At 37.9% G+C, this 22,621-nt stretch carries 18 protein-coding genes and 1 tRNA gene; 7 read left to right on the top strand and 12 right to left on the bottom strand.

What is annotated here, in order from left to right:
* Window positions 1–132: 132 nt before the first annotated feature.
* Window positions 133–1,071 carry a glycosyltransferase family 2 protein gene (locus LBQ60_21955; GenBank protein MDR2040589.1) on the top strand — a complete coding sequence of 313 codons (939 nt, stop codon included), beginning with the start codon at window positions 133–135 and terminating at the stop codon, window positions 1,069–1,071.
* 241 nt (window positions 1,072–1,312) lie between these two features.
* Window positions 1,313–2,833, top strand: a complete 1,521-nt coding sequence (locus LBQ60_21960) for a potassium/proton antiporter (protein MDR2040590.1) — start codon at window positions 1,313–1,315, stop codon at window positions 2,831–2,833.
* Between the two features lie 252 nt (window positions 2,834–3,085).
* Here LBQ60_21960 and LBQ60_21965 read toward each other — a convergent pair whose 3' ends face one another.
* The 7 genes from LBQ60_21965 to LBQ60_21995 form a co-directional block, all read right to left on the bottom strand.
* Window positions 3,086–3,823: a hypothetical protein gene (locus LBQ60_21965; protein ID MDR2040591.1), complete on the bottom strand. Its 738-nt coding sequence runs from the start codon at window positions 3,821–3,823 to the stop codon at window positions 3,086–3,088.
* Between the two features lie 336 nt (window positions 3,824–4,159).
* On the bottom strand, window positions 4,160–4,678 hold the full coding sequence (locus LBQ60_21970) for a hypothetical protein (GenBank protein MDR2040592.1): 519 nt from the start codon (window positions 4,676–4,678) through the stop codon (window positions 4,160–4,162).
* Window positions 4,679–4,695: 17 nt separating this feature from the next.
* Window positions 4,696–5,724, bottom strand: coding sequence for a hypothetical protein (locus LBQ60_21975; GenBank protein MDR2040593.1), 1,029 nt, complete (start codon window positions 5,722–5,724; stop codon window positions 4,696–4,698).
* Window positions 5,725–5,742: 18 nt separating this feature from the next.
* Window positions 5,743–7,059 carry a hypothetical protein gene (locus LBQ60_21980; GenBank protein ID MDR2040594.1) on the bottom strand — a complete coding sequence of 439 codons (1,317 nt, stop codon included), beginning with the start codon at window positions 7,057–7,059 and terminating at the stop codon, window positions 5,743–5,745.
* Between the two features lie 598 nt (window positions 7,060–7,657).
* Window positions 7,658–9,121, bottom strand: a complete 1,464-nt coding sequence (locus LBQ60_21985; GenBank protein MDR2040595.1) for a glycoside hydrolase family 57 protein — start codon at window positions 9,119–9,121, stop codon at window positions 7,658–7,660.
* An 18-nt stretch (window positions 9,122–9,139) separates the two neighbouring features.
* On the bottom strand, window positions 9,140–10,438 hold the full coding sequence (locus LBQ60_21990) for a glycosyltransferase family 4 protein (GenBank protein MDR2040596.1): 1,299 nt from the start codon (window positions 10,436–10,438) through the stop codon (window positions 9,140–9,142).
* Window positions 10,439–10,496: 58 nt separating this feature from the next.
* A complete protein-coding gene (locus tag LBQ60_21995; GenBank protein MDR2040597.1) occupies window positions 10,497–12,452 on the bottom strand; it encodes an amylo-alpha-1,6-glucosidase in 1,956 nt (651 codons plus the stop codon).
* Window positions 12,453–12,852: 400 nt separating this feature from the next.
* Between LBQ60_21995 and LBQ60_22000 the strand changes: the two genes are divergently transcribed.
* The 5 genes from LBQ60_22000 (at window position 12,853) to LBQ60_22020 (ending at window position 17,023) form a co-directional block, all read left to right on the top strand.
* A tRNA-Ser gene (locus LBQ60_22000) sits at window positions 12,853–12,939 on the top strand.
* 141 nt (window positions 12,940–13,080) lie between these two features.
* Window positions 13,081–13,317: a hypothetical protein gene (locus LBQ60_22005; GenBank protein ID MDR2040598.1), complete on the top strand. Its 237-nt coding sequence runs from the start codon at window positions 13,081–13,083 to the stop codon at window positions 13,315–13,317.
* A gap of 204 nt (window positions 13,318–13,521) precedes the next feature.
* Window positions 13,522–13,860, top strand: a complete 339-nt coding sequence (locus tag LBQ60_22010) for a hypothetical protein (protein ID MDR2040599.1) — start codon at window positions 13,522–13,524, stop codon at window positions 13,858–13,860.
* Window positions 13,861–14,223: 363 nt separating this feature from the next.
* On the top strand, window positions 14,224–14,553 hold the full coding sequence (locus LBQ60_22015) for a DUF3853 family protein (protein ID MDR2040600.1): 330 nt from the start codon (window positions 14,224–14,226) through the stop codon (window positions 14,551–14,553).
* A 700-nt stretch (window positions 14,554–15,253) separates the two neighbouring features.
* Window positions 15,254–17,023 (top strand): hypothetical protein, encoded by a 1,770-nt coding sequence (locus tag LBQ60_22020; protein ID MDR2040601.1) that lies wholly within the window; start codon window positions 15,254–15,256, stop codon window positions 17,021–17,023.
* A gap of 258 nt (window positions 17,024–17,281) precedes the next feature.
* Here the strand turns inward: LBQ60_22020 and lepB are convergent, their stop codons facing one another.
* From lepB to LBQ60_22045, 5 genes are all read right to left on the bottom strand, one after another.
* Window positions 17,282–18,139, bottom strand: coding sequence for a signal peptidase I (gene lepB, locus LBQ60_22025; protein MDR2040602.1), 858 nt, complete (start codon window positions 18,137–18,139; stop codon window positions 17,282–17,284).
* A complete protein-coding gene (locus LBQ60_22030) occupies window positions 18,136–19,923 on the bottom strand; it encodes an O-antigen ligase family protein (GenBank protein MDR2040603.1) in 1,788 nt (595 codons plus the stop codon). Before LBQ60_22030 ends, lepB begins: the two co-directional genes overlap by 4 nt.
* Before the next feature lie 78 nt (window positions 19,924–20,001).
* On the bottom strand, window positions 20,002–20,565 hold the full coding sequence (locus LBQ60_22035; GenBank protein ID MDR2040604.1) for a hypothetical protein: 564 nt from the start codon (window positions 20,563–20,565) through the stop codon (window positions 20,002–20,004).
* Window positions 20,566–20,808: 243 nt separating this feature from the next.
* On the bottom strand, window positions 20,809–21,912 hold the full coding sequence (locus tag LBQ60_22040) for a 6-bladed beta-propeller (GenBank protein ID MDR2040605.1): 1,104 nt from the start codon (window positions 21,910–21,912) through the stop codon (window positions 20,809–20,811).
* Between the two features lie 255 nt (window positions 21,913–22,167).
* Window positions 22,168–22,485, bottom strand: coding sequence for a hypothetical protein (locus LBQ60_22045; GenBank protein MDR2040606.1), 318 nt, complete (start codon window positions 22,483–22,485; stop codon window positions 22,168–22,170).
* Between the last annotated feature and the right edge of the window lie 136 nt (window positions 22,486–22,621).

A 22,621-nucleotide genomic window follows, 5' to 3' on the forward strand; every position in this document is an offset into this window, starting at 1 on the left:
GATCATGTTTTTCGGCGGATTGCAGATGGTATTGCTGGGAATCATCGGGATTTATATCGGAAAGATCTTCATACAAACCAAACAACGCCCCAGCTATATAGTAAAAACAACGAACATTACCCACTCATCCATATGAAACGAATAGCTATCTTGATACCATGCTTCAACGAAGAAGCGACCATTGCCAAAGTTATCGCCGGTTACCGGGAGGTATTTCCATCGGCCGACATTCTGGTGTATGACAATAATTCCACTGACCGTACAGCTGAAGTAGCATCCTCATCGGGTGCAGTTGTACATAGGGAATACCGGCAGGGAAAGGGTAATGTTATCCGGAGTATGTTCCGTCATGTTGATGCCGACTGTTATATCCTGATCGACGGAGATGATACTTATCCAGCAAAAGATGCACAAGTCATGGTGGACATGGTCCTTAACGGCCAGGCGGATATGGTCATTGGCGACCGTTTATCATCCTCTTATTACCAGGAAAATAAACGGCCTTTCCATAATGCGGGTAACCGTTTGGTACGCTGGTTGATTAACCGGTTGTTCAACAGCCATGTCAAAGATATCATGACCGGTTACCGGGCTTTCAGCCCCTGTTTTGTAAAAACATTCCCTGTTTTATCTAAAGGTTTTGAAATCGAAACAGAAATGACCATCCATGCACTGGATAAAAATTTCCTGCTGAAAGAGATCCCGGTCGGGTACAAAAACCGTCCGGAAGGGAGCAATTCCAAGCTTAATACCTACAGGGACGGTTATAAAGTATTACGTACTATCTTCATGTTGTACAAGGAATACCGTCCGATGGCATTTTTCGGCTGGCTTTCATTGATCCTGCTCTTGCTGGCGGTAGGACTATTTATTCCTGTATTGGCGGATTATCTCGAAACCGGGCTGGTACCCCGTTTCCCCACATTGATCGTGTCCGGAATTGTTTTTTTATGTGCACTCCAGTGTTTTTTCAGTGGTTTAATACTGGAGGTGATTGTAAAAAAACACCGCCAGTTATTTGAACTCAGTTTAAATTACTTTGAAAGGGATTGGAAATTATCCAATCACTAATGAATACCTAAAAGATCAAACATTTACTTGCACCAACATGAATAAATCCGCTAAAAATTCGTAAGATAACGAACCAGGTATCGTTTTTTTCCTACATTGGGCCAATAGAAAGCATAGTTTTGCCCCCGTATAAAATTCATTTACAGATGGAATTTTTCAGGATATCCTGGTTTGTTAAAAGACCTTTTTATTATATTTGCACACATTACTCTCAGATTTCTAATAAAATAATCGTATATATATGCCTGTATCTATCGAATCTGTACTTTTCGTTGCTGCTATATTGTTTTTTATCAGTCTTTTTGCATCTAAAGCAAGCAATCGTTTCGGAGTACCGGTACTCCTATTGTTTTTAGGGATCGGTATGCTTTTCGGATCGGATGGACTTGGAATTATCTGGTTTGAAAATTTTAAAATGGCACAGACAGTCGGTACGGTAGCTTTGTGTATCATTTTGTTCTCGGGCGGATTGGACACCCAATACGACGATATCAAACCGGTGGTCAAGCAGGGTGTCATACTGGCGACATTGGGTGTTTTACTGACTGCTTTTATCACAGGTTTTTTTATATTCTATATCGCCAATGTGTGGTTTACCAATGTGGACCTTACTTTTCTGGAAGCTCTATTGTTGGCGTCAGTAATGTCTTCTACCGATTCGGCATCTGTATTTTCCATTTTAAGGGGAAAAGGCGTACGGTTAAAAAACAACCTGAAGCCAATGCTCGAACTGGAAAGCGGAAGTAACGACCCTATGGCATACATGCTGACGGTTGTCCTGATACAACTGATCACAAGCGAACAAACGGGCGGGGATGTGTCATACGGCGGTGCCGTACTTTCTTTTATCCTCCAGTTCTCTATAGGTGCGATAGCAGGATATCTGTTCGGACGGGGAGCTGTATGGCTGATCAATAAAATCAACCTGAATAACGACTCCCTTTATCCGATCCTGCTGTTTACCTGCGGTATTTTTATCTTTTCTGCGACTTATTTCCTGAAAGGAAACGGATATCTGGCTGTGTATATTGCCGGTCTGATCATCGGTAACTCCAGGATTGTTCAAAAACGTTCTTCCATGCGCTTTTTTGACGGACTGGCATGGATCAGCCAGATCGTGATGTTTCTCACGTTGGGTTTATTGGTCAATCCCAAGGAACTATGGTATGTCGCTATGGCCAGCATATTGATCGCTTTATTCATGATTTTCGCATCCCGTCCGTTAAGTGTCTTTATCTCATTATTGCCCTTCCGGAAAATGGCGGTTAGGGATAAGTTATTTGTTTCATGGGTCGGGTTGAGGGGAGCTGTTCCTATTATTTTTGCCATTTACCCACTGGCTGCTGGTCTGGATGATAATCGCTTCATGTTCAATGTTGTATTTTTTATCACACTATTATCACTTTTATTACAGGGAACCTCCCTGACTAAAGTTGCCGACTGGTTGAAGGTATCCGTCAAAGGGAGGGATAGAAGTAAATTCGAAAACTTCGATGTGGAATTCTCGGAAGACATCAAATCAACCATGACGGAAATAGAATTGAATGATCAGATATTAGCCAATCATGATCACTTGATGGATCTGCCCCTACCCGAAAATACCCTTGTTGTAATGGTCAAACGGGAAAATAAATATTTTATCCCCAAAGGAAATACCGAGTTGTTACCTGAAGACAAACTGCTGATCATTACCAATAAAGAAGAAGATTTACTGGAAATATATGAAAACCTGGGGATAGACTACCGGCTAAGGCGCACATAAACAAAAAGGAGCTATCCCAAAAAGTCCAAAACAACGGCTTAACCTTTAGCTCGGCAAAGCCAACTTAGCGTAGCCCTTCTCAACGAAGTTAATTACATATTACGCCGAACTATTCGGCAATTTATTACTTCTGAATACTTTACGCTACTTATGTATAAATTTTATGCCGGCTTAAGTAAGTATTGTTGAATGTTGCTAAAAAAATTTACTAAAAAAAGTAAAAGTCTATTTTATATGTGAGAATATTTATGATTACTTTCCGGGAATGTTTATGTTTTGAATTTGTCTGTTCTGATACTCCTTTTGTCCTTGCAGCAACATCAACCATTCCAGATACATCTTGTCGGGCATTTTACGGTAGCCGAGTTCATGAATGTGGGCATACATTCCTTCCAGTCTGGCAAAAAGCTGTTTGTTTTCAGGTGTACTTTTATCGGGTTGATTACGGTATGATTTCATCAATGTTTCGGCTTGGAGCAACAAGGCATTTACATAATTGGGATAATATTTCAAGGCGGTTTCGCAGCAGTTCAGGATAAACCCCGGATTAAAATCATTGCCGGACTTCTTTTGAAATCCTTCTGCCAGATCGATCAGGCACATGGCAACCGATTGTTTTTGCGATAAGGTATCCATATACACACCGTTTCTTATGGCATCCAGATGGATATAGCCCGTAGCCGTCAACCAGCCGTCAGTAGGGAAATAGCCGCTGGTAAGTTCGGTGTTGTACCAGCCGTCTCTTTTATTGTAGAGCTTGATATATAAATGATTGGGAGCAAAGGATAGCCATGCCCGTTCACCCATTTCTTCTACAATCAGTTTGTAGAGGATTGGTAACGAGTGACAATTACCTTTATATGTTTCAAATAGTTTTGTTACAAACATATTACTCCAGTCTTTTTCTCCTGCAAAATCTTCGAAATTGTAAGTGAAAGGAGGGTGAACAAAAAGAGTATCATCAATTTTAAGTTGAATCGTATCTGTCATAAGTAAAAAAACTGATGCATATTTTTTAGTTTTTGTACTATCTTTATTATTATAAGAAAGTTTTATTGTATTTTCTATTTCATTACACATAGAAACGAACATGTTGATTTTTAAACAAAAATCATAATAATTATATTGATTATTATAATAGGCATTTTCTGTGATAAATACAGCCCTTTTAAAACTGATGTTTCTTGTGTTGTTAAGCATATCACAAAGCTCCATATAGGCATTGTTGTAAAAAGAATTATTATTTTGTCCTATACAGTGTTGAAAAAGAAAAATGAATATAATTATGGTTAAGATTTTCATAAAGATGTAATACTTTTATAGGCTTTATTTAATATATTTCAACAATCTTGTTAGTAGAAAATTGTATATTTCTATATCTATCGGATTAGGATTAATTATAGTGGTTAATTTTGATTCTCCATATATATTATCATCTTTATCTTTATAATAAAAATACGTTTCATTACCTTGAGAAAATATATATCCGTTTTTATAAAAATCTGAATTCAAGTTAATAAAACCTTTGTGATAAATATTTTTATTAAACGCTTTTTTTAGTATTTTTTTATGTTTTCGTATTTTTAAAGATTTGACTATAATATACGTTGAATCATTTTTTTGTAAAAAATATTCTCTATAAAAATTACTTTTTTTTTCAATTATCAGAAACCATCTATCATCAACTGAAAACAACAAATATGCATTTTCAATCTTTTTAAAAAGTAATTTTTCTATTTTCCCTTTGGCTATCAGGCGGCTACTATCTATTTTAGACAATTGCTGTGTATAACAAATTGAATTGATAACTAAAAAAAAACATAAAATAATATAGCATTTACTCATAGATTTCAATTTAATTTTCAAGGAAGCGCGTACGGATTAACAATTTTAGCTCCACCATGTTCGGTTCTAAATGTAGTTATTTTCATCACTCTACGTATTAAATTATCAACACGAATTGCTCGTGTATTATTATCAACACCAGATAATTTATTTGCTGCTGCAACTCCATGACCAATTATTTCATGACCAGTTGTAACAACTCTCCCTCCGTCATGTACAACACCTTTACCTTCCATAATTACTGAATGAGAACCATCCTTTGTCGGTATATTTAAGCCACCCCCTGAAATGGCATTCATTGTAGGACCACCCATTGTTTTTCCTGGCACCATTGCGTCTCCAGCACCCTTTTGAACACTGTTTACATGATCTCTTAATGCACTTGAACCTTCAATAGATACATTTCCTGATATATCAACAAATTCGACTTTATGAATGGATGAAGAATTAATAGTTCCAACAAACTGATCAACCAATGCTTGCTGATCAGTTGATAATTGAATTCCATCAAATGCAGCAGTTACAGCATCTGCTGCAATAGAGTTAAATGTTGTTCCACTTTTATCAAGTGTAATTAAATCTCTAAATTTATCAAATTCTTTATCAGCAAACATAGTATTGAAATCAGTTTGTGCCTTTAAAACATCGTTTTTTGTCAAGCCTACTATAGTCCGGCCATCCGGATCTATGTATTTAATGGGATTATTGGCAACATACGCATACGGTGAAATATGGTAATACTTTTCCGCCAATGGATCGGGTGTATTAAACCGGCCGATCATCGGATTCATGCTGACTGTTTGAGGGTCTAACCAGAACACGGTGGTATCGGGCTTATATTCCCCTGAAATGCTCTTGCTCCTGGGAACGAATAATACGGAGCCGATCACAACGGTATCCTTCCTGTCGTGAAACTCTTCGAAACGTCCTTCGCTGGCCGTGATCACACGAACGTTATAACCGTACCCGGCAAAGGGATTGGTGTTTTGCGCCTGCAAGAGAAACACGTTCCACATTAAAACTGGTATTAAGGCTAATCTTTTCATGGTGTTGGATTGATGTGGTTATTTGACGAGATATTGCATTTTCATATTTTGATTTCCGGACTTTGCTTTTTCTTCACTGACGTGCTTCAGCCATAGTTGATACAACTCCTGCGGCATCGGTTCGAAACCCCGGGCATATATTTCATCCTCGACCTTCCGGTACAACTGCCATGCCCGTTTAGCCGCCGGACAGTCTTCCATATCATCCGGCGTTTCCACTCCCGTATGGGCGCAAATATAAGAGAGGATATACTGTGCATAGATACCCTTGAAAATATTCGCCCTGATATTTTTCGGGTCAAATTCCAATGCCGTATTGTAGCACATGGCAAAAAAACGGTCGCATCCGTAAGTATGCCGGTATATCAATGCCAGATCGAGAAGGATGTCTGCAAGTAGTTCTTTCTTAGTCATCGGATACAGGTATATGTTTTTCCGTAACGCTTCAGATTTGATAAAGCCGCCGTACATATAATGCTGGTCACTCAGTATGGCTCCGCAGGTCAGTTCCAGGTTATGCCAGGTTCCCAAAGGGTCCTGGATTTTTACAAAAGAATGTAACGGGGCGGTGGCAAAATGAGCTTCGAACCCCATTTCTTCCGCCATGATCAGGAAACGCTTGGGCATGGAGTTGCACTGTCCCGTATTTTCCGTCATCAGCTTTGTCACAAACACTTTTGTTATGTCTTCCTTTCCGCCCGGATCATTATAATCGTAGGTCATGGGATAATGTACCAGTGTTTTTTCATGGGCGGAGAGTTGTACCTCGAATGTGTCGGTGAGAAAATGAAACAACATCATCGCCTTTACCATCGGATCGTCTTCATTTAGCTTTAGTTGCCTGATCCTGGCATTGCACAGTTCGACATCCCTGCGTATGGATTGGTCGTAATCGTCATAATTCAGGCTGTTGCCATAAAAGGTGTTCTCCGCCATAAAAACAGCGTCCTTGATACTGACCGGGGCTTCTCCCGTCAACATTTTCTCGATTCCGTCAAATGCACGGTGAAAGTTTTCCACTCCATCCGCTCTCCTGAAATCGGGTAAGGGAATGGCATTTCTGCAGTTGACAAAATTCAATCCCCGTTGCGGCTCAAAATCTGCAATGGCTTCCTGCAACTGCTTCTGCCGGTTTTGCCGTTGGAGTTCATGTTGCCGGGCTTCTTCAATGATCTGTTCATTTCGCTGCCGGGTATCCGGCAGGTAATGGTGATGCCCCTGCGGATATGAAACTGCCGGTTGCGGTGAATTGCCAATGATAACGTTTGGCTGTAAAGTGGCTGGTTTAGGAGTGGTTATAACCGGAATACCGGGAAATTGCCCTTTAGATTCCATACAAAAGAACCCTGTCAAAGATAGAAACAGAAAAATAAAATTGAAAGTCTTTGTTCTACAAGATATTATTCTGACAAAACCTTTTCTCATAAATAATTGTTTTGTTGGTAATAAGCACTCAATGCTATTTAATGTTTTCTTAAGTCACATCGATCAAGTTGTTACGTTTATAAAATATGACATTCATTGTTTGGTATTACTTAATATGCCAAATATAGATAATTATCCAACAACTACTGTATATTTCATATTTTTTTTTTGAACTTCTTTTATTTTATTATTATTTTACACGAATAAACAATAATTTACCGTTTATTACACCATTACACTAGTAATGTGTAATTTTTTACACATAATTACTTTTAGTAATGCAATTACTTATAATTTTTTCTACAAATAATGTTATAAACAACATACTAAACCTTTCTTTTGCCTCTACAGTATTAGAATATAATCTGGTCATACCTACGGGTATGTATTTTTACATTTAACTATCGACAAAGCAATGCTATATATGTCAATTGGCCCGGCTAAAGCGCAATTAAAACAAAAGGATACCCTTTTGAGATATCCTTTTGTTATTCGGTGAATGATTTATCTAGCCTATATCTACTGTTGCTGCTACTTTATTTTTGGCTGCTGATGTTTTTTTAACGGCTACAGTTTTTACTTTGGGCTTTTCTTTTGTTTCCGTTTTCTTGACAGCCTTCTTTTTAGGCTGGGCTTTAGGTGCATCTTCCATTTCCGTATCATCATCATCCTGCATGGCTTTGGCAATGGTAGTACGCAACTTATCCAACTGCAGCTTTGTCATCTTCAACTGCTTATCTTTTTCGCTAAGTTCCTGTTTCAATGCATCCACATCAATTTTTTCTGCAGGAACTTCAGCTTTTTGTAATTGCAATGTAAAATCCGATAAAATATTCATGTAATTAATGAATGCATCATAGGGAGACTCATACGGATTATAGGGTGTCCGGCGCCCGGTAGAATAAAATTTAGTACTCATGAACCGGAAATGATCACTTGCCTGTAAATATTTCCAATCGACCTTAACTTTAGGATCCGGTGTATTTTTTACCCTTTCGGCCAAACCGTACAATTTATCAAATGCCTCCAGTTGCAACTCGTTACCCCGCCAGGCGGTGAGGTCGCGTTCCTCATCAGTCCATGATATCGGATAATGAATACTGATAGGAGCAACAGGCTGTATGTCCAACAGTTCATCAGGCGTTACAAAAGTAAATTTCTTTTTGAGTGCTAACTTGGGCAGGTGACGCAAAAACTCAAAAATACCTGAGGATAATGTTTGTTTCTCTCCAAAAGTGGCATAATCCAAAGACAGGTTGATGATCTCTTCTTTTGGATCCAATAACTCCAGCCAACGTACGAATTTATCAGCCGTGAGCGGATACTCTACCCATGATTGGTTGGAGAAATTAAACCGTATATCATCGCTCAGCTTATAATTACGCAATAAGAGTTTTAACCGGGGATTAGTAGCTGAACAATACATATAATTAGGGCTCTTCCAGCCTAAAATATGTTTGGCGCCTTCGGTAAGTACTCCCCGGAAGCCCATTTCTCCCACCATAGCTCCAATGTCGTTGCTGTAAATCATATTACTGTTACAGAAGACCTTGCCTACCGGCTTACCGAAATGGCGCTGTATCTTTTCTTTATGAGCATTTACCTGTGTTTCAAACTCTTCCCTATTGACCAATGAAGCCAGCGAATGGGCATCTGTTCCACCTACAAATTCGACACATCCGGTATCGGCCAGTTCCCGGAAACTATCCAACACGTCAGGAGCATACAATTCAAATTGGTCGAGAACGGTTCCGGATATAGAAAACGACACCTTTATCTTTCCTTTATTTTCTTTAATAGTCTCCAGCAATATTTTATTGGCAGGAAGATAAGAAATATCGGAAATACGACGAATATACGACTCATTGGCATAGTCATCATAGTAATAATGGTCATTACCTACGCTGAAAAAACGATACCTTTTTAACCTGAACGGCTGGTGTATTTGAAAATTGAGGCATATCTTTTTCATAATACTTGTATTTAATATTTAATTTACTACACTATAATATACATCTCTGACATTCTTTGCAGATGTCTCCCACTTCATTTCGTCTACTTCATCTTTTCCGTGTTTCTTAAATGTCCCGTGAAGAGCGGGATAATTCAAGATACCGTAAATAGCATCAGCCATAGCATGCGTATCCCAAAAATCTATTTTAACAGCATTTTGCAATACTTCTGCAACCCCCGACTGACGGGAAATGATTACCGGGACATTGGACTGCATCGCTTCCAGCGGTGAAATACCAAATGGTTCCGATACTGAAGGCATGACATAAACATCGCTCATTCCAAACATTTTATTCACATCATCACCTTTCAGGAATCCTGTAAAATTAAATTTATCCATAATTCCCAGACGTGCGGCACGGCGTATCATTTTGTTCATCATATCACCACTCCCGGCCATTACAAAACGGACATTATCCATCTTCTTAAGCACTAAAGCAGCCGCTTCTATAAAATACTCAGGACCTTTCTGCATCGTGATCCGGCCAAGGAAAGTCACGATTTTTTCATCAGACTCTTTCGGTTTTTTCCCAAAAGAGTCACAGGCAGCACATCCTTCAACCGGTTCCACGGCATTGTATACAGTAACTACCTTTTTCGGATCAATTCCGTATTTTTCAATGACAATATTCCGGGTCAGGTTACTTACCGTAATGATTTTATCGGCTGCTTCCATCCCTTCCTTTTCGATATTGAATACCACGGGATTTACATTTCCCCCGCTCCTGTCAAAATCCGTAGCATGCACATGGATCACCAATGGTTTTCCCGACACATATTTGGCTGCGATACCTGCAGGAAAACATAACCAATCATGAGCATGAATGATATCAAAAGTATTTTCAAGCGCTATAGATGCCGCTACCAATGCATAGTTGGATATTTCCTGCATCAGGTTCTGCCCGTATCCTCCTGAAAACTGGAATTTCCCGTTGAAATCGGAAGTTATGAATTTATTCTCTCCTGAAATGGTATCTACATTATATTTTTCATATAATTCAGGATCAACATAGGGCAACAGGTTAACGCCGACTTCTATTTGTTGCATTTCCTTTAAAAAACCCAAAATACGCGTATCTTTAACCCGTACAGGAATATTATTGGCTCCCAGCAACCGCATATTGCTTTGATCTTCATCCCCGAAAGCTTTGGGAACGACGAATATTATTTCCATATCGGAGAATGTGGACAAGCCTTTGGTCAGTCCGTAACAGGCTGTTCCCAATCCTCCTGAAATATGGGGCGGAAACTCCCAGCCAAACATTAAAACTTTCATATTTTTTTCATTTTTATATACTTATTAAAAATTCTATTTTTTAAGATTCCGGAAAATATTAAGCTTCATATTTTTCCAGCATCTTAAACATCATTAATAATGCTCCCACGCTCCAAGCTTGCGAAATAGCTCCTTTTGCAAGATGCGGAGGATCTCCGTTATAGACTTCGGAAATAGTTCCGATTCCATGTTGGTTCATTTCTTCCTCAAATCCATGTAATAAGCCGTCAATATAGGCTACGCCCGACTTTTTATGTATACGTAACCAACCTGCACTAAATCCTTCAAGCAACCATGGCCATACGGTTCCCTGATGGTAAGCCTTGTCTCTTTCTTCCTGATTTCCCTGATAGGTGCCTTTATAGTTAGGGTCTTCAGGGGATAATGTACGTAATCCCCGTGGGGTAACCAACTGTGTTTTCACCTCATCCAGTATTGATTTCTTTATCTCATCATTGACCGGACTATAAGGTAACGAGGTAGCGAATACCTGGTTAGGACGGACTGACCAGTCCTTTTCATCGCCATTCACGACATCGGCCAGATACCCTTTTTCTTCATCCCAGAATTTTTCTACAAAAGAAGCGGCAATTAGTTCAGGAAGGTCTTTCCATTCTTTGATGAACTTTTTGTCTTCCGCCTCTTTTGCCAGTTCAAGCGCGAACATGACAGCATTGTACCACAATGCCTGTACCTCCACCGGATATCCCATACGAGGAGTTACGGGAACTCCATTGACGACGGCATCCATCCAGGTGAGCGCCTTACCTTCTTCCCCTGCATAAATCAGGCCATTATCATGCATCCGGATATTAAAAGGTAAAGATCCGTTACGGAAATTATTCAGGATGGTCTTCATCGTACCACCGTAATGCTTCCAGACAGCGGCATTGGCACCGGTAAAAGAGACATATTGTTGTATAGCAGAAAAAAACCATAAAGGTGCATCTACCGAATTGAAAGCGGGATTCTGAACAGTTCCCATATTCGGGAACAATCCGCCTTCCATGCGTTTGAGCATCGTATCCAATATCTGCCTGCAGGTTTTAGGGTCGTCAATGCCCAACGTAATCCCGGGAAGCGCGATAAAAGTATCACGTCCCCATACCCCAAACCATGGATAACCGGCAATCACTTCCGTTGTCTTTTCTTCATCATCACGGATGACAAACTGTTGTGCTGCATTGGTCAGGCAATGCATATAACTTGACCTTGGCAAACGGCGTTCCAATTGTGTTGCAAAACGCCTTTTCAATGTTGTGGGGGACTCTTCTACAAGACTCCCTGAAAATATAATACTCTCACCTTTCTTTATATCTATTTCAAAATACCCGGGTACAAAGAGATCCTCGCGGTATTCGTAACCGCGTTCCTGCTCTTTGGGATATTCGATCCCATAATACCAATCCGGAACAGGGACGAATTCGGCTGCTTTCGAAAATTGCATATAAAGCGCCGGTAATTCGGGATACATCTGGATACTCACACCGTTTTTGATTTTTTCCACATGCGTGTTTGCCTGATGATTGGCTTTTGTCAGCTGGTGCATGCCACGAAAGGCCAGGAACGGACGAAACCGCAATTTGGTAGGCGAATGGGCGTCTTCCAGCGTATAGCGAAGCAATATCTGCTCTTCCTGATCCACCAACAGGCTTTCTTTCCGTAACATCACCCCTCCTACCCTGTATAAAGTACTGGTAACTATGTCCGCTGAAAAGTCCACTACATATTTATGCCCTTTCGGTTCATAGATCTCACCTTCATACTTATGGATGCCCAGATTAAATTCGCTGTTGTGCTGGACAACCGTCTCATCTAAAGATGATAAAAACACATACCGCTTGTTCTCAAAACGTTTAACAGGGCTTACCAATAAGCCATGGTATTTCCGGGTATTACACCCTATGATGGTTGTATTACAAAAAGAGCCGCCTCTATTTGAACGAAGAATTTCCCTGTTTAAGGAATATTCTAAATTAACTAACTGGTTTTTGTCAAATTTCAGATAACTCATGAGCTATATATTTTTGTTAATATTCTTATTTTCAGAATGAAATAGCGAATTTCAGGTGCCTAACAATGCCTAAATATAGTAAAAAACAAGTAAAAAAACAAGTAAAAGCCGTTTAACTCCGTTTTCTTCTATTTTATCAAAGATTTTAGATGATTAATCAAAATTCCTGCCAAAACAAATCTTCTTTTGTTAACAAAACGTTAACAAAATGTAAAGCCTGCACATATACAATTATTATTCTCTATGTCAAAATGATAGAAATATAAGTGAGCCAATCTAAATATGTCATAAATAAACAAACCAAGTGAAAAATTGTTCTCTGAATCCTAAAAAAAATAAATGATCGGGTAATACTTGTTTGTTTTGGTATTTTATATACCTTTGTGCCATCGAAAGATGAGGTGAGGTGGGTGAGTGGCTGAAACCACCAGTTTGCTAAACTGACGTACGGGTAACTGTACCGAGGGTTCGAATCCCTCCCTCACCGCTGAATAACACTGAAGGTCAGCAGATTGCAATATTTATACGCAATTCTTTACGCAAAAAGAGTTGCGTATTTGTTTTTTAATTCAATCAATTATATATTTTTACAATTCATTTGATAAATTGTTTTCTCACAAATAATAATATGGAACACATTCACGCAACAGGTTATCAATTATTATCTGTAAAATATCTGTTTGAATTGCAGGAAAAAGAAGGGCAGGCTGCCAACTTCATTCAATACATCCCGAAGCGCGATATTTTCAATAAGGACGGATATTTCAAGGAAGTGGATGAATATCTGGTTACTTACAACAACGAATACATTAAAAGATTGCTCGAAACCCACCTTCAACATACGGAACATATTATTGACATTTGAAACAAGACGCTTTCCATCATACCCGAAAATAGAACGTTTGAAACGATATGGTAAAACCGGTCTGATATTTATTGTTCTTTCAGGCAAAACTTGGATTTCCCTTTTCAGGAATTATATCTGGTAAGAAACAGGTTACCAGAAATATATTTTGGTAATGCGGCAATAAGTGAACATTGATCTTGAAGCCTTGGCAACCAAACCACATTGTCAAACTTTAATCTGAACCGTATAATTGTTTACAGGATAGAGCAAATTATTGAAGAGGTAAATAAAATACATATACATCTTTCATATATGCTATATGGAAACAGCAAAGCTGCTAATGATAAAATAAATAAACTATTATTTGACTTCGGCATTGTATCAAAAGCCCATAAGGTGTTCAACAACAATCAATTTGAAGATATTTCCGAAGAAAAATTATACAACTTCCTGAATTATCCCTCCCGGTTCAAGGGTACATTGCAAGTCAAACCCAATGAAAAGACACGGATGTATTATTTAATTGGCAAATTATCCGGATCAATCCAAAATGATGGGTAGGCAAAAGAATTATGCGACACGCTCGACTTTTCATTCGAGACCTACCAGAAGAAAAAGACATACATTGAGGAAGACAAATTTGATGAAAAAAAACCCAATACACGGTTTTTAGAAGAAATTGCATCCATTTTTTAGCAGTGGCACTTTTCCCCACCAATTCCACCAAAAATAATCCCACAAAGCACTAACAACTAATAGCTTGAAGTATGCGAAAATGTGGATTACACTTTTCCCCACTAATATTCCATTTTAGTTTTGCTGTCAAATCACATCAATATACCGGCCGGATATTGTATGTGAAAAGAATTTATAAAATGATTTATAGTCATGGAATATTTAATTAATGACAGTACTCCTATTGCGATGTTGACGGTAGGGCAATTGAAACATATATTCGGTCAGCAGTTTGTTTCTAACCCTGTTCAGAGCAATCCGGACAAGGAAAAACGTTACGTATATGATATCGGCGGCATTGCCCGGCTATTCAATTGTTCATCGCCTACTGCCAACCGTATCAAGAAAAGCGGAAAAATCAATGCAGCCATCAAGCTGATAGGCCGTAAAATAATCGTTGACGCCGGACTTGCCCTCGAACTGGCAGGACGTAAAGAGGGAGGACGCAGAAGATGGATACACAAAGTTATTTTGAAGAACGTATCTATGGGGAATCAGACATTATTTGCCTGCCAATAAAATATAACATGTATCAAAGTCCGCAACAAAGGGTAAAAAACCTTCTGTCCAGCAAATGATCAGGATAACACAAACAGGTTGAAGCGGGCACCAAGCAAAAGCAGTGGAAAAGCACCATAAATGCTGAAAAATGCAGCGTATTACCAAGCAATCAAAAGAATTTTAAATATCAAAACCATAAAAAACGGATATCCCGAAATTTGTCTATTTGATAAAAAACCACTATTTTAGAGGGAAATTAATGGTATGGATTTGATAGAGTTTATAAAATTCTATTCTGAAGAGAAGAGTTGCGGGGCGACATTCATATGAAAAATTAAACAAAATTAATCACTTTGTTAAGTACGTGAAAGTGCATGATGTTTAATTTGCGGGTTATGAAATATATTTGAGGCATAAATCAGCTCACATTGTTCTTGCATGTAAGTATTTGATTTTTAACCAAAAGTAATTTGATCGATTAAGACTAATTTTAATTAGGTATTTAAATATAAATAACGAAGATGATATTATGAGATGCGTTTATTTATTTGCCTTAGGACTATTCCTTTTTTGTTCATGCCAACAAAAAAGTGATTTGGAGCAAGCATTGTCATTTGCCGGAAAAAATCGAAAGGAACTTGAAAAGGTGCTTTCATTTTATAGTCAGCGGCCAGAAAACCACTACAAACTCAAAGCGGCAGAGTTTTTAATTTGTAATATGCCAAAATATTATTCTTTAACCAGTAAAGAATTAGATTCTTTTCGTTCGGATGTAAAAACGTTTGCGTTAAAGAATGATTATAGGGTTACTGATGAACATTTCAGGGTACTTCACCCTCTTTCTTTCAAAAATAAATATGGAAATCCTCCGGCAGGTGGTTTTCGAAAGGTTTATGATGCCCATATCATTACATCTGAATTTTTGATTGATAATATTGAGAGGGCATTTGAAGTTTGGACAAGAAATCCTTGGTGTAAATCACTTTCATTCTCTGAATTTTGTGAAGAAATACTGCCTTATAGAATTGGAAACGAGCCATTGGAAAATTGGAGAAAAGCGTATTACGACATGTTTCAACCTTTATTGAATTCATTGCTTGAAACCGGCAGTTCCATTGATGCCGGTATGATCCTGTACGATGAAATAATGAATCAGCGTTGGATTTTTGACAACACTTTATCTACTATTTATTTAGGCGCGAATTCACTTTTGAAGTGTCGGTTAGGCGGTTGCGAAACAATGGCGTTTTATGCTGTTTTTGTTTTTCGTTCGGTGGGTATCCCTGCCGGCATTGACTTTATATTGCAAAATCCGGATATGTTGCATCCGCAGCATTTTTGGAACTATATGAAAGATCAGAGCGGACGGAGTATTCCTTTCGAAATTTACTCGACGCCGCCTGCTCGTACACCGAATCATATCAACAGGAAAAAAGGAAAAGTCTACCGAATTTGCTTCAGCGAACAACCGTTGTCTATTCCGAACAAATACAGTGGTCAGGAGATCGTACCTTTGCTTAACGATAAATACATGAAAGATGTGTCATCAGTGTATTTCGACAACACCATAAAGATACCGGTTTATAATGCAAAAAAAGGACGGGTTTTGTATTTGGGGGTATTCAATAACAAAAAATGGGTTCCGATAGCCTGCACTGAAATTGATACGGACAATGATGAAGCAGTATTTCATTATGTGGAGCCGAATATTGTTTACCGGCCGGTTTATTATCTGGAAGGGAGATTTATCCCTTTTACCTCAACTGTTATTCCGCAGGAAAATGGAGAGTTGCGTGTGTTGGATTCAGACAGGGAGCATTTGATACAAATGGAGCTACACCGGAAATATCCAATGCCCGAATGGGCTGAGGCATTTAAACACCGTTCGGTTGGCGGTTTGTTTCAAGGGGCAAATATGGAAGATTTCAGTGACTGTGTTACATTGTATACAATAACACATGAAATGGATATGTATTATCACCGTGTATCGGTGAGTAACGCACAAAAATTCAAGTATGTACGATATTTTTCGGCGCCGAAAAGTAGTTGTAATATGGCCGAATTGCAGTTCTTTTCGAACGGGAAAGAATTAAACGGGAAAATTATAGGAACCGAAGGTGCGTCAAGGAATGAGCATGTAAAGACGAAGTATGCAGTATTCGATAAAGATCCGGTCACTTATTACGATGCGGAATGGCCTGATAACGCTTGGGTAGGATTGGAATTTGAGACTCCTGAATGCATAACAGAGATTGAATATTTATTTCGTAGTGATGACAACGGTATTCGTGAAGGTGATGTATATGAGTTGTTTTACTTTTCCCGAGGAGGCACAATTATTTCCATGGGAAAGAAAACCGGAAAAAAGAATGGGGTATTGGTGTTTGACAACATCCCTTCGAATGCATTATACCTGCTTCATAACGAGACCAGAGGAAGAGAAGAGCGGGTTTTCACTTACGAAAACGGCCAACAGGTTTGGTGGTAATTTTCATATTGAATGATCACTTCATCAGATATGTTTTCTATGACTGTGACTTGTCCGGGGCTGAACTGTTTATTTCTCTTGTTACTTGACAGGAAAAAAGAAATAATATGAATAATAATACACTAATCTGCATCATCTTTTTAAGTTAATCATGGTAAATTCTACTACGAAAATTCCTTTTGGCGCAAAGCTGTTTATACATCACCCCATATTTTACAGGAAAAAAACTCCAATTGTATTCTGTAAACCTTTTTCCTTTTATTTAATTCGTTTCATTGTTCTCTTCCAGCGTCGCTTTCCGGTATACAGATCTTTTGATGACACAATCATAGACACACGTCCAATGATATACGCTTCCGGTATCAAACCTATATAACGCGAGTCCTGCGAGTTCATTACATTGTCGCCTGCCATGAAGTACCAGTTTGTTCGGAAAGTATATTCAGGGGCAAGTGTATCATTGATGTATACTGATGAATCTTTCAGCAACACTAATTGTTTAGTTTCATATACCATCTGTTTGTGGTACAGTTTGAAGTTTTCTGGTGTTAGCGTAATGGTTCTGCCTGCGGCAGGGATATAAAACGGACCGAAATCAAAAACATCCCAGTCAAATGATTTATCAAATGCAACCGCTCTGATAATGACCGAATCAAGCGTCGAACGCCACTGCACCAATTGCCTCTGTCCGGGTCTATAACCCAAAGTATCCGGCAACCCGCTAACATGATAAAAACCGCCGGCCGCCGACAAACTGTCGCCAGGGAGACCGATACAACGCTTAACGAAAATTGTGTTCAGATTCATCCTGATGGTATCCCATGTATCACGGTAAGGAAAGTTAAATATCGTCAGATCATTTCTGTGTATTTTCCCTAATCCGGGAACTCGTTTTATGCGAGGATCCTCATGTTTTCCAAATCTCAAACTAGTAAAGATTCTTGCTCCGTATTTTAACTTTCCGGCCATAATAAAATCACCGGTTGTTACCGTAGGCGCCATCGAATCGGATGGCACCCGGTAAAAATTGCACAGGAAAAGGCGGATCAACAGAGCCAAAAGCAATGACAGGAAAATGTATTTAAAAACTCTAAGTATGGATTTAATTGTTTTCATTCAATATTTTCTCCTTTTATCAATTGTTTTGCGTCTAGTTGCATTTCACGTATGGCGGTTGACATAACCTTGACCGGTTTTTCCAATAGTATTTTTGCAACATCCGTTGACTTATCTGTTTGCCCGGTTTCCTCATATAATTTCATAAGCAGATACAATGGATAATGCCGGTTGGGAACAATCTGCGATGCGCGGATATAGGCTTCTTCAGCTTTTTGATACTCTTCCATGGCCTTAAAATTGTTACCCATGCAGTTGTATACCATGGGATCGCTGCCGTAATGAAGATATTGTTCGAATATGTGATTACTTTCGATGTGTTGTCCGGTTTTCGAAAGGCTTTGCCCGTATTCAAACAGAAATTGTTTCTCGTGTTTCAAAAAAGGATGCCATTTTTTATAATGATCAACAACTGAGCCATAACCATTTGAATTATACAACATTTGAAAAGACATCCATTCCCTGTAAGCCTTCTTCTTGGGCAAAATCTGACATGAACTATAAATGGTGATGAACAGTATAATTATTAAACCAGCCACTTTTAGCCACGCCGGTAAAGTAAAATAAAATTTAGATGATGACGCAGAAATACCCAACAGAAAAACGAACAATATACATAGCGGCAATACACTGAATGGGTAGGAGAAAGCAGCGAAAACAAGAAAAGCCAACAAGGCACATTTTTCTTTTGAAGCTTGTGTACCATTACCCGAACAGAAAACACAAACGATGACGGCCATGAACAATGCCAACCCCACCCATCCAATTTCCACCACCATTTGTACGTATTCATTGAAGGCATATTCTGGGCTGTCGGCTACCATCATCTGCGCCTCTGAACCTTTGCCTGAAAGGAAATATTTCGCCTGTGCGTTGCCATACTCTGATGCAAAACGGCCAAACCCAACACCAAACAATGGATGTTCCTTAATTATTCCTGTGCTTGCCTGCCAGATAACCCAGCGCCCATCAGCAGAGTCTTTTTTCATTAAATATGTTCCTGCCAATAATGCTGCCAATAAAAAACCTCCGACAATTACAGCCGCTATCCGAATAGTATTTGTCGGCAGCTTACTGAAAACAAAATTTTTAATTTTTAATTGATAAGTTATAATTAAAACAGCCGCACTTCCTGCAATTGCAGCCAACCATGCAGCACGGCTCATAGCAGCGGGTAAGACAAGCAAGGCGACAAGAAATGTTATTCTTCCCAGCCAACATTTCCATGCAGGTAATGTTGTATCCAATGAATAGGCCAATGCTAAGGGAACACCCACTGCCACAAAACCAGAATATGGGCCGGGATTGAAAAACGATCCAGTAGTTTTATACAACCCGTGAAATGAACGGGTAAATCCGTACAATTGCAGTAATCCCCAAAAGGCTTCGATCATAACAGCTATCAAAATAACGTCAAGTGCCAAACTTTTCAGTTGCCGGTTGGCGCAGGTAGTACGTATCATCGCATACAAGGGAAGCATTAACAGGAACAGCCACCAATGCATGGATGGGTTACCATTAATTACATAATAATTTAACTCAATATAAGTCATAAGTAACCCCAATATGACATCCGTAAGATTTATCTTTATTTTCCAGAACAGTAACATCACACTCCAATACGACAACACTAAACACATGGCTATGGCAAACCAAAAATATTTAGCAGTGATAACACCCTGCCATATGGATCTATCAATGAAAAAAACTGTTGAAATTACAAATGCAAGAGTAACAAAAAAGATGGCAAAGCGCAATGCGCTTTGCCATCTTTTTTTTGTCATTTTTTCAGTAGATAAAACCATATAGTAGAAATATGCCGACTACATAATTAATACAGCTAAAGCCTGAAAAGAACTTTTTTAATCAATTATTGACATTTCTTCGAGTATTATTTTCTTGACGTTCGCTATCAAATTATTCATGCTATCAGGATGGGCGGGAACGAAATTATTTATGGTCATGTCGGGAAAAACAATACATGCATATGGATATCCCATAACATCGTAAATAGTGGATAGCGTATCCGTCGAACTGTAGACAGGGCAGGTTAATTTTGTTCTTTCTTTAAAGAAATAGACTTCTCTAGGTTTGTCCGCAGAAAGAATTACAAAAACTCTGTTTTCACCAATATTATTTTCCACATTTTTAACTGCATCAGAAAACATAGTTTCAAAGCAGTTACATGCTCCATGAGGTAATCTGAACATGACGTGGACAGAGTCAGCAACTATATCATGTATTGATAATTCGTTCTTCAAATCAAATATTCGAACTATTTTTAAGGTGTCTTCCGACTTTATGTGAAGATTTTGATTACTGCTGGAAAGTTTGGGATATTTCAACTTCATAATCAGAAAAATTCCCAGAAGAACTATTAATACGCCTAAACCAAAAAATAACAGTCTCGCTTTCTTCGTATACATAAATATAATAATTTATTATGTAAGCATCAGATGAAAATTTGAAAAAAAAGGATTGACCTTGACGCAGGATAATCAACTATGCTTCTGAACAGGTGTATGAGTGACATGGGAGGTGGACAAAAAATTATTTCTCTCATTGGAAAAATAATTAAAATTTTACCAAAGCATTTTCAATTTTTCAAAAGCGGGAAGAATATGGAGAGATAAGAAACAGAGATACAATGCCATACGATATTTTTCCCTTTATAACGTTGATTTTGTTACATACATAATTTGTAAAACAGGATTATCTCCTTCATCTTTGAACATGGAAGATATCATCCTTTTATTGTCTTCATTAATAGAATCAACCTCCAAAAGCATTAGAGTTAAATGTGGATAGAGCACACTTAATTGTTGATTAGGTATATTATATTTAACATTCATTCCTGATATGATACCGATATTGTTGGCATATTCGATGCCTTTGGTGGCAACAGTCTCATTCTTATTTTTTAAATAAATGGAAGTACAAAGATAATTAATGCCTTCAATCCATTCTGTTATCAAAAAATTCCCTTTTTCTTCTACGTTGTATTTTCTTACCATTTGATTATTAGCTCCTCTTTCTACTTCAGGAAAATCAACAACCGTTTTCCGGCTAGGTTTCATCGACATATATTTTTCTACAGACCTGCCATCGAAATGAAATATATCATTCAAGTCTGGACACCACAGCCCGATTTGATCGTTCGGTAATTCGTAAAAATAAGACATACCTCCAATTTGAATGGGATAATCAGTATCTTGATTGATTAAATAATCACCTGGTTTTCCGGTTTCATCAACCTGCCAGACACCCCATCTGTTATTGGGCATAAAATCTGGAGTATAACATAAAAAATTCCCATCCTGTATATTGATTATGTCTCTGATAATATCGCCTCCACTAAAATCTGATATTTCCTTGATGAATTTACCGTCAAACGAATAATAAAGCATTTTTTTTGTCGGGCCATCATAAATAAGAAGGTTCTTTTTGTTTTTATCTATCATGAATTTTGACAACTCTATATATTCACCCGGACCTCTTCCTTTCTTATTAATTTTATGGAGGAAGTTTCCATGGCGATTAAAAACAAGAATAGATGATGTTTTTGAGTCTTGAATAAAAAAACAATTATCAATAAAAAAAACACTTTTAATATTTCCAATCAAACAGTCAGCATTTGTTTCCAACTTGATAAAATTAACAGAATCTATATATTGGGTTATCTTGATTGCTTGCAAATCATTCATGTTAATCGTTGAAATGATAGTTCCAGAATCATCAATTGATATATTTTTTTTTCTATTGCATGAAAACATTATTATTGAAAGCAATACTATAAAAAAGAAAAAATAATTCCTCATAATATTAAAATCGGATTATAATTTAAGAGTTTGTTCAAACCTACAAAAAGGGAGAGAAATATTTTTCTCCCTTTTTGTAGGTTTAGTTTAAAAATTAACAGAAATAAATTAAAAAGTCCACTTGAATACACTTGTTTGATGTGTCTAATTTTACTTTATGTTGTTCAGATTACGCATTCCAGAAACAATTTCTTATTTGCTAATAATTTATTATATTGCATCTTCACAACCGGCTTGATGGTGAGCAAAATCACAACTTTTTGAAGGGTTTGACATACAGCAATTATAGGACTGATATAATGGCCATGTTTTCCCATCTACCACGATATAACCAACTTGAACGGCTCGACTCTCCATATTGTAACCTTTTTTCACTAACACTCCACCTCCTTCAGTTTGCGCTAATGCTTCAACATTCGTCAAATCAAGATTAGGAAGAAAACTAGTACCTATACCCAAATTGACGTTAAAAACTACTGCTGCTATAATAGCAACCACACCTACAAAGGAAAAAAAATTCTTTTTCATACAAGAACACATTAAAAAATAATTATTTTGATAATTATAACATATATAAACAGTTTTTTAAGACTATTTTCGATTGACAAAGGTAAATTATATAAATAATTGAAACAAAAAGGAATGTAGTAAATTACACCTTACA

The sequence above is a fragment of the Bacteroidales bacterium genome, from assembly GCA_031275285.1.
Lineage (GTDB): Bacteria > Bacteroidota > Bacteroidia > Bacteroidales > UBA4181 > JAIRLS01.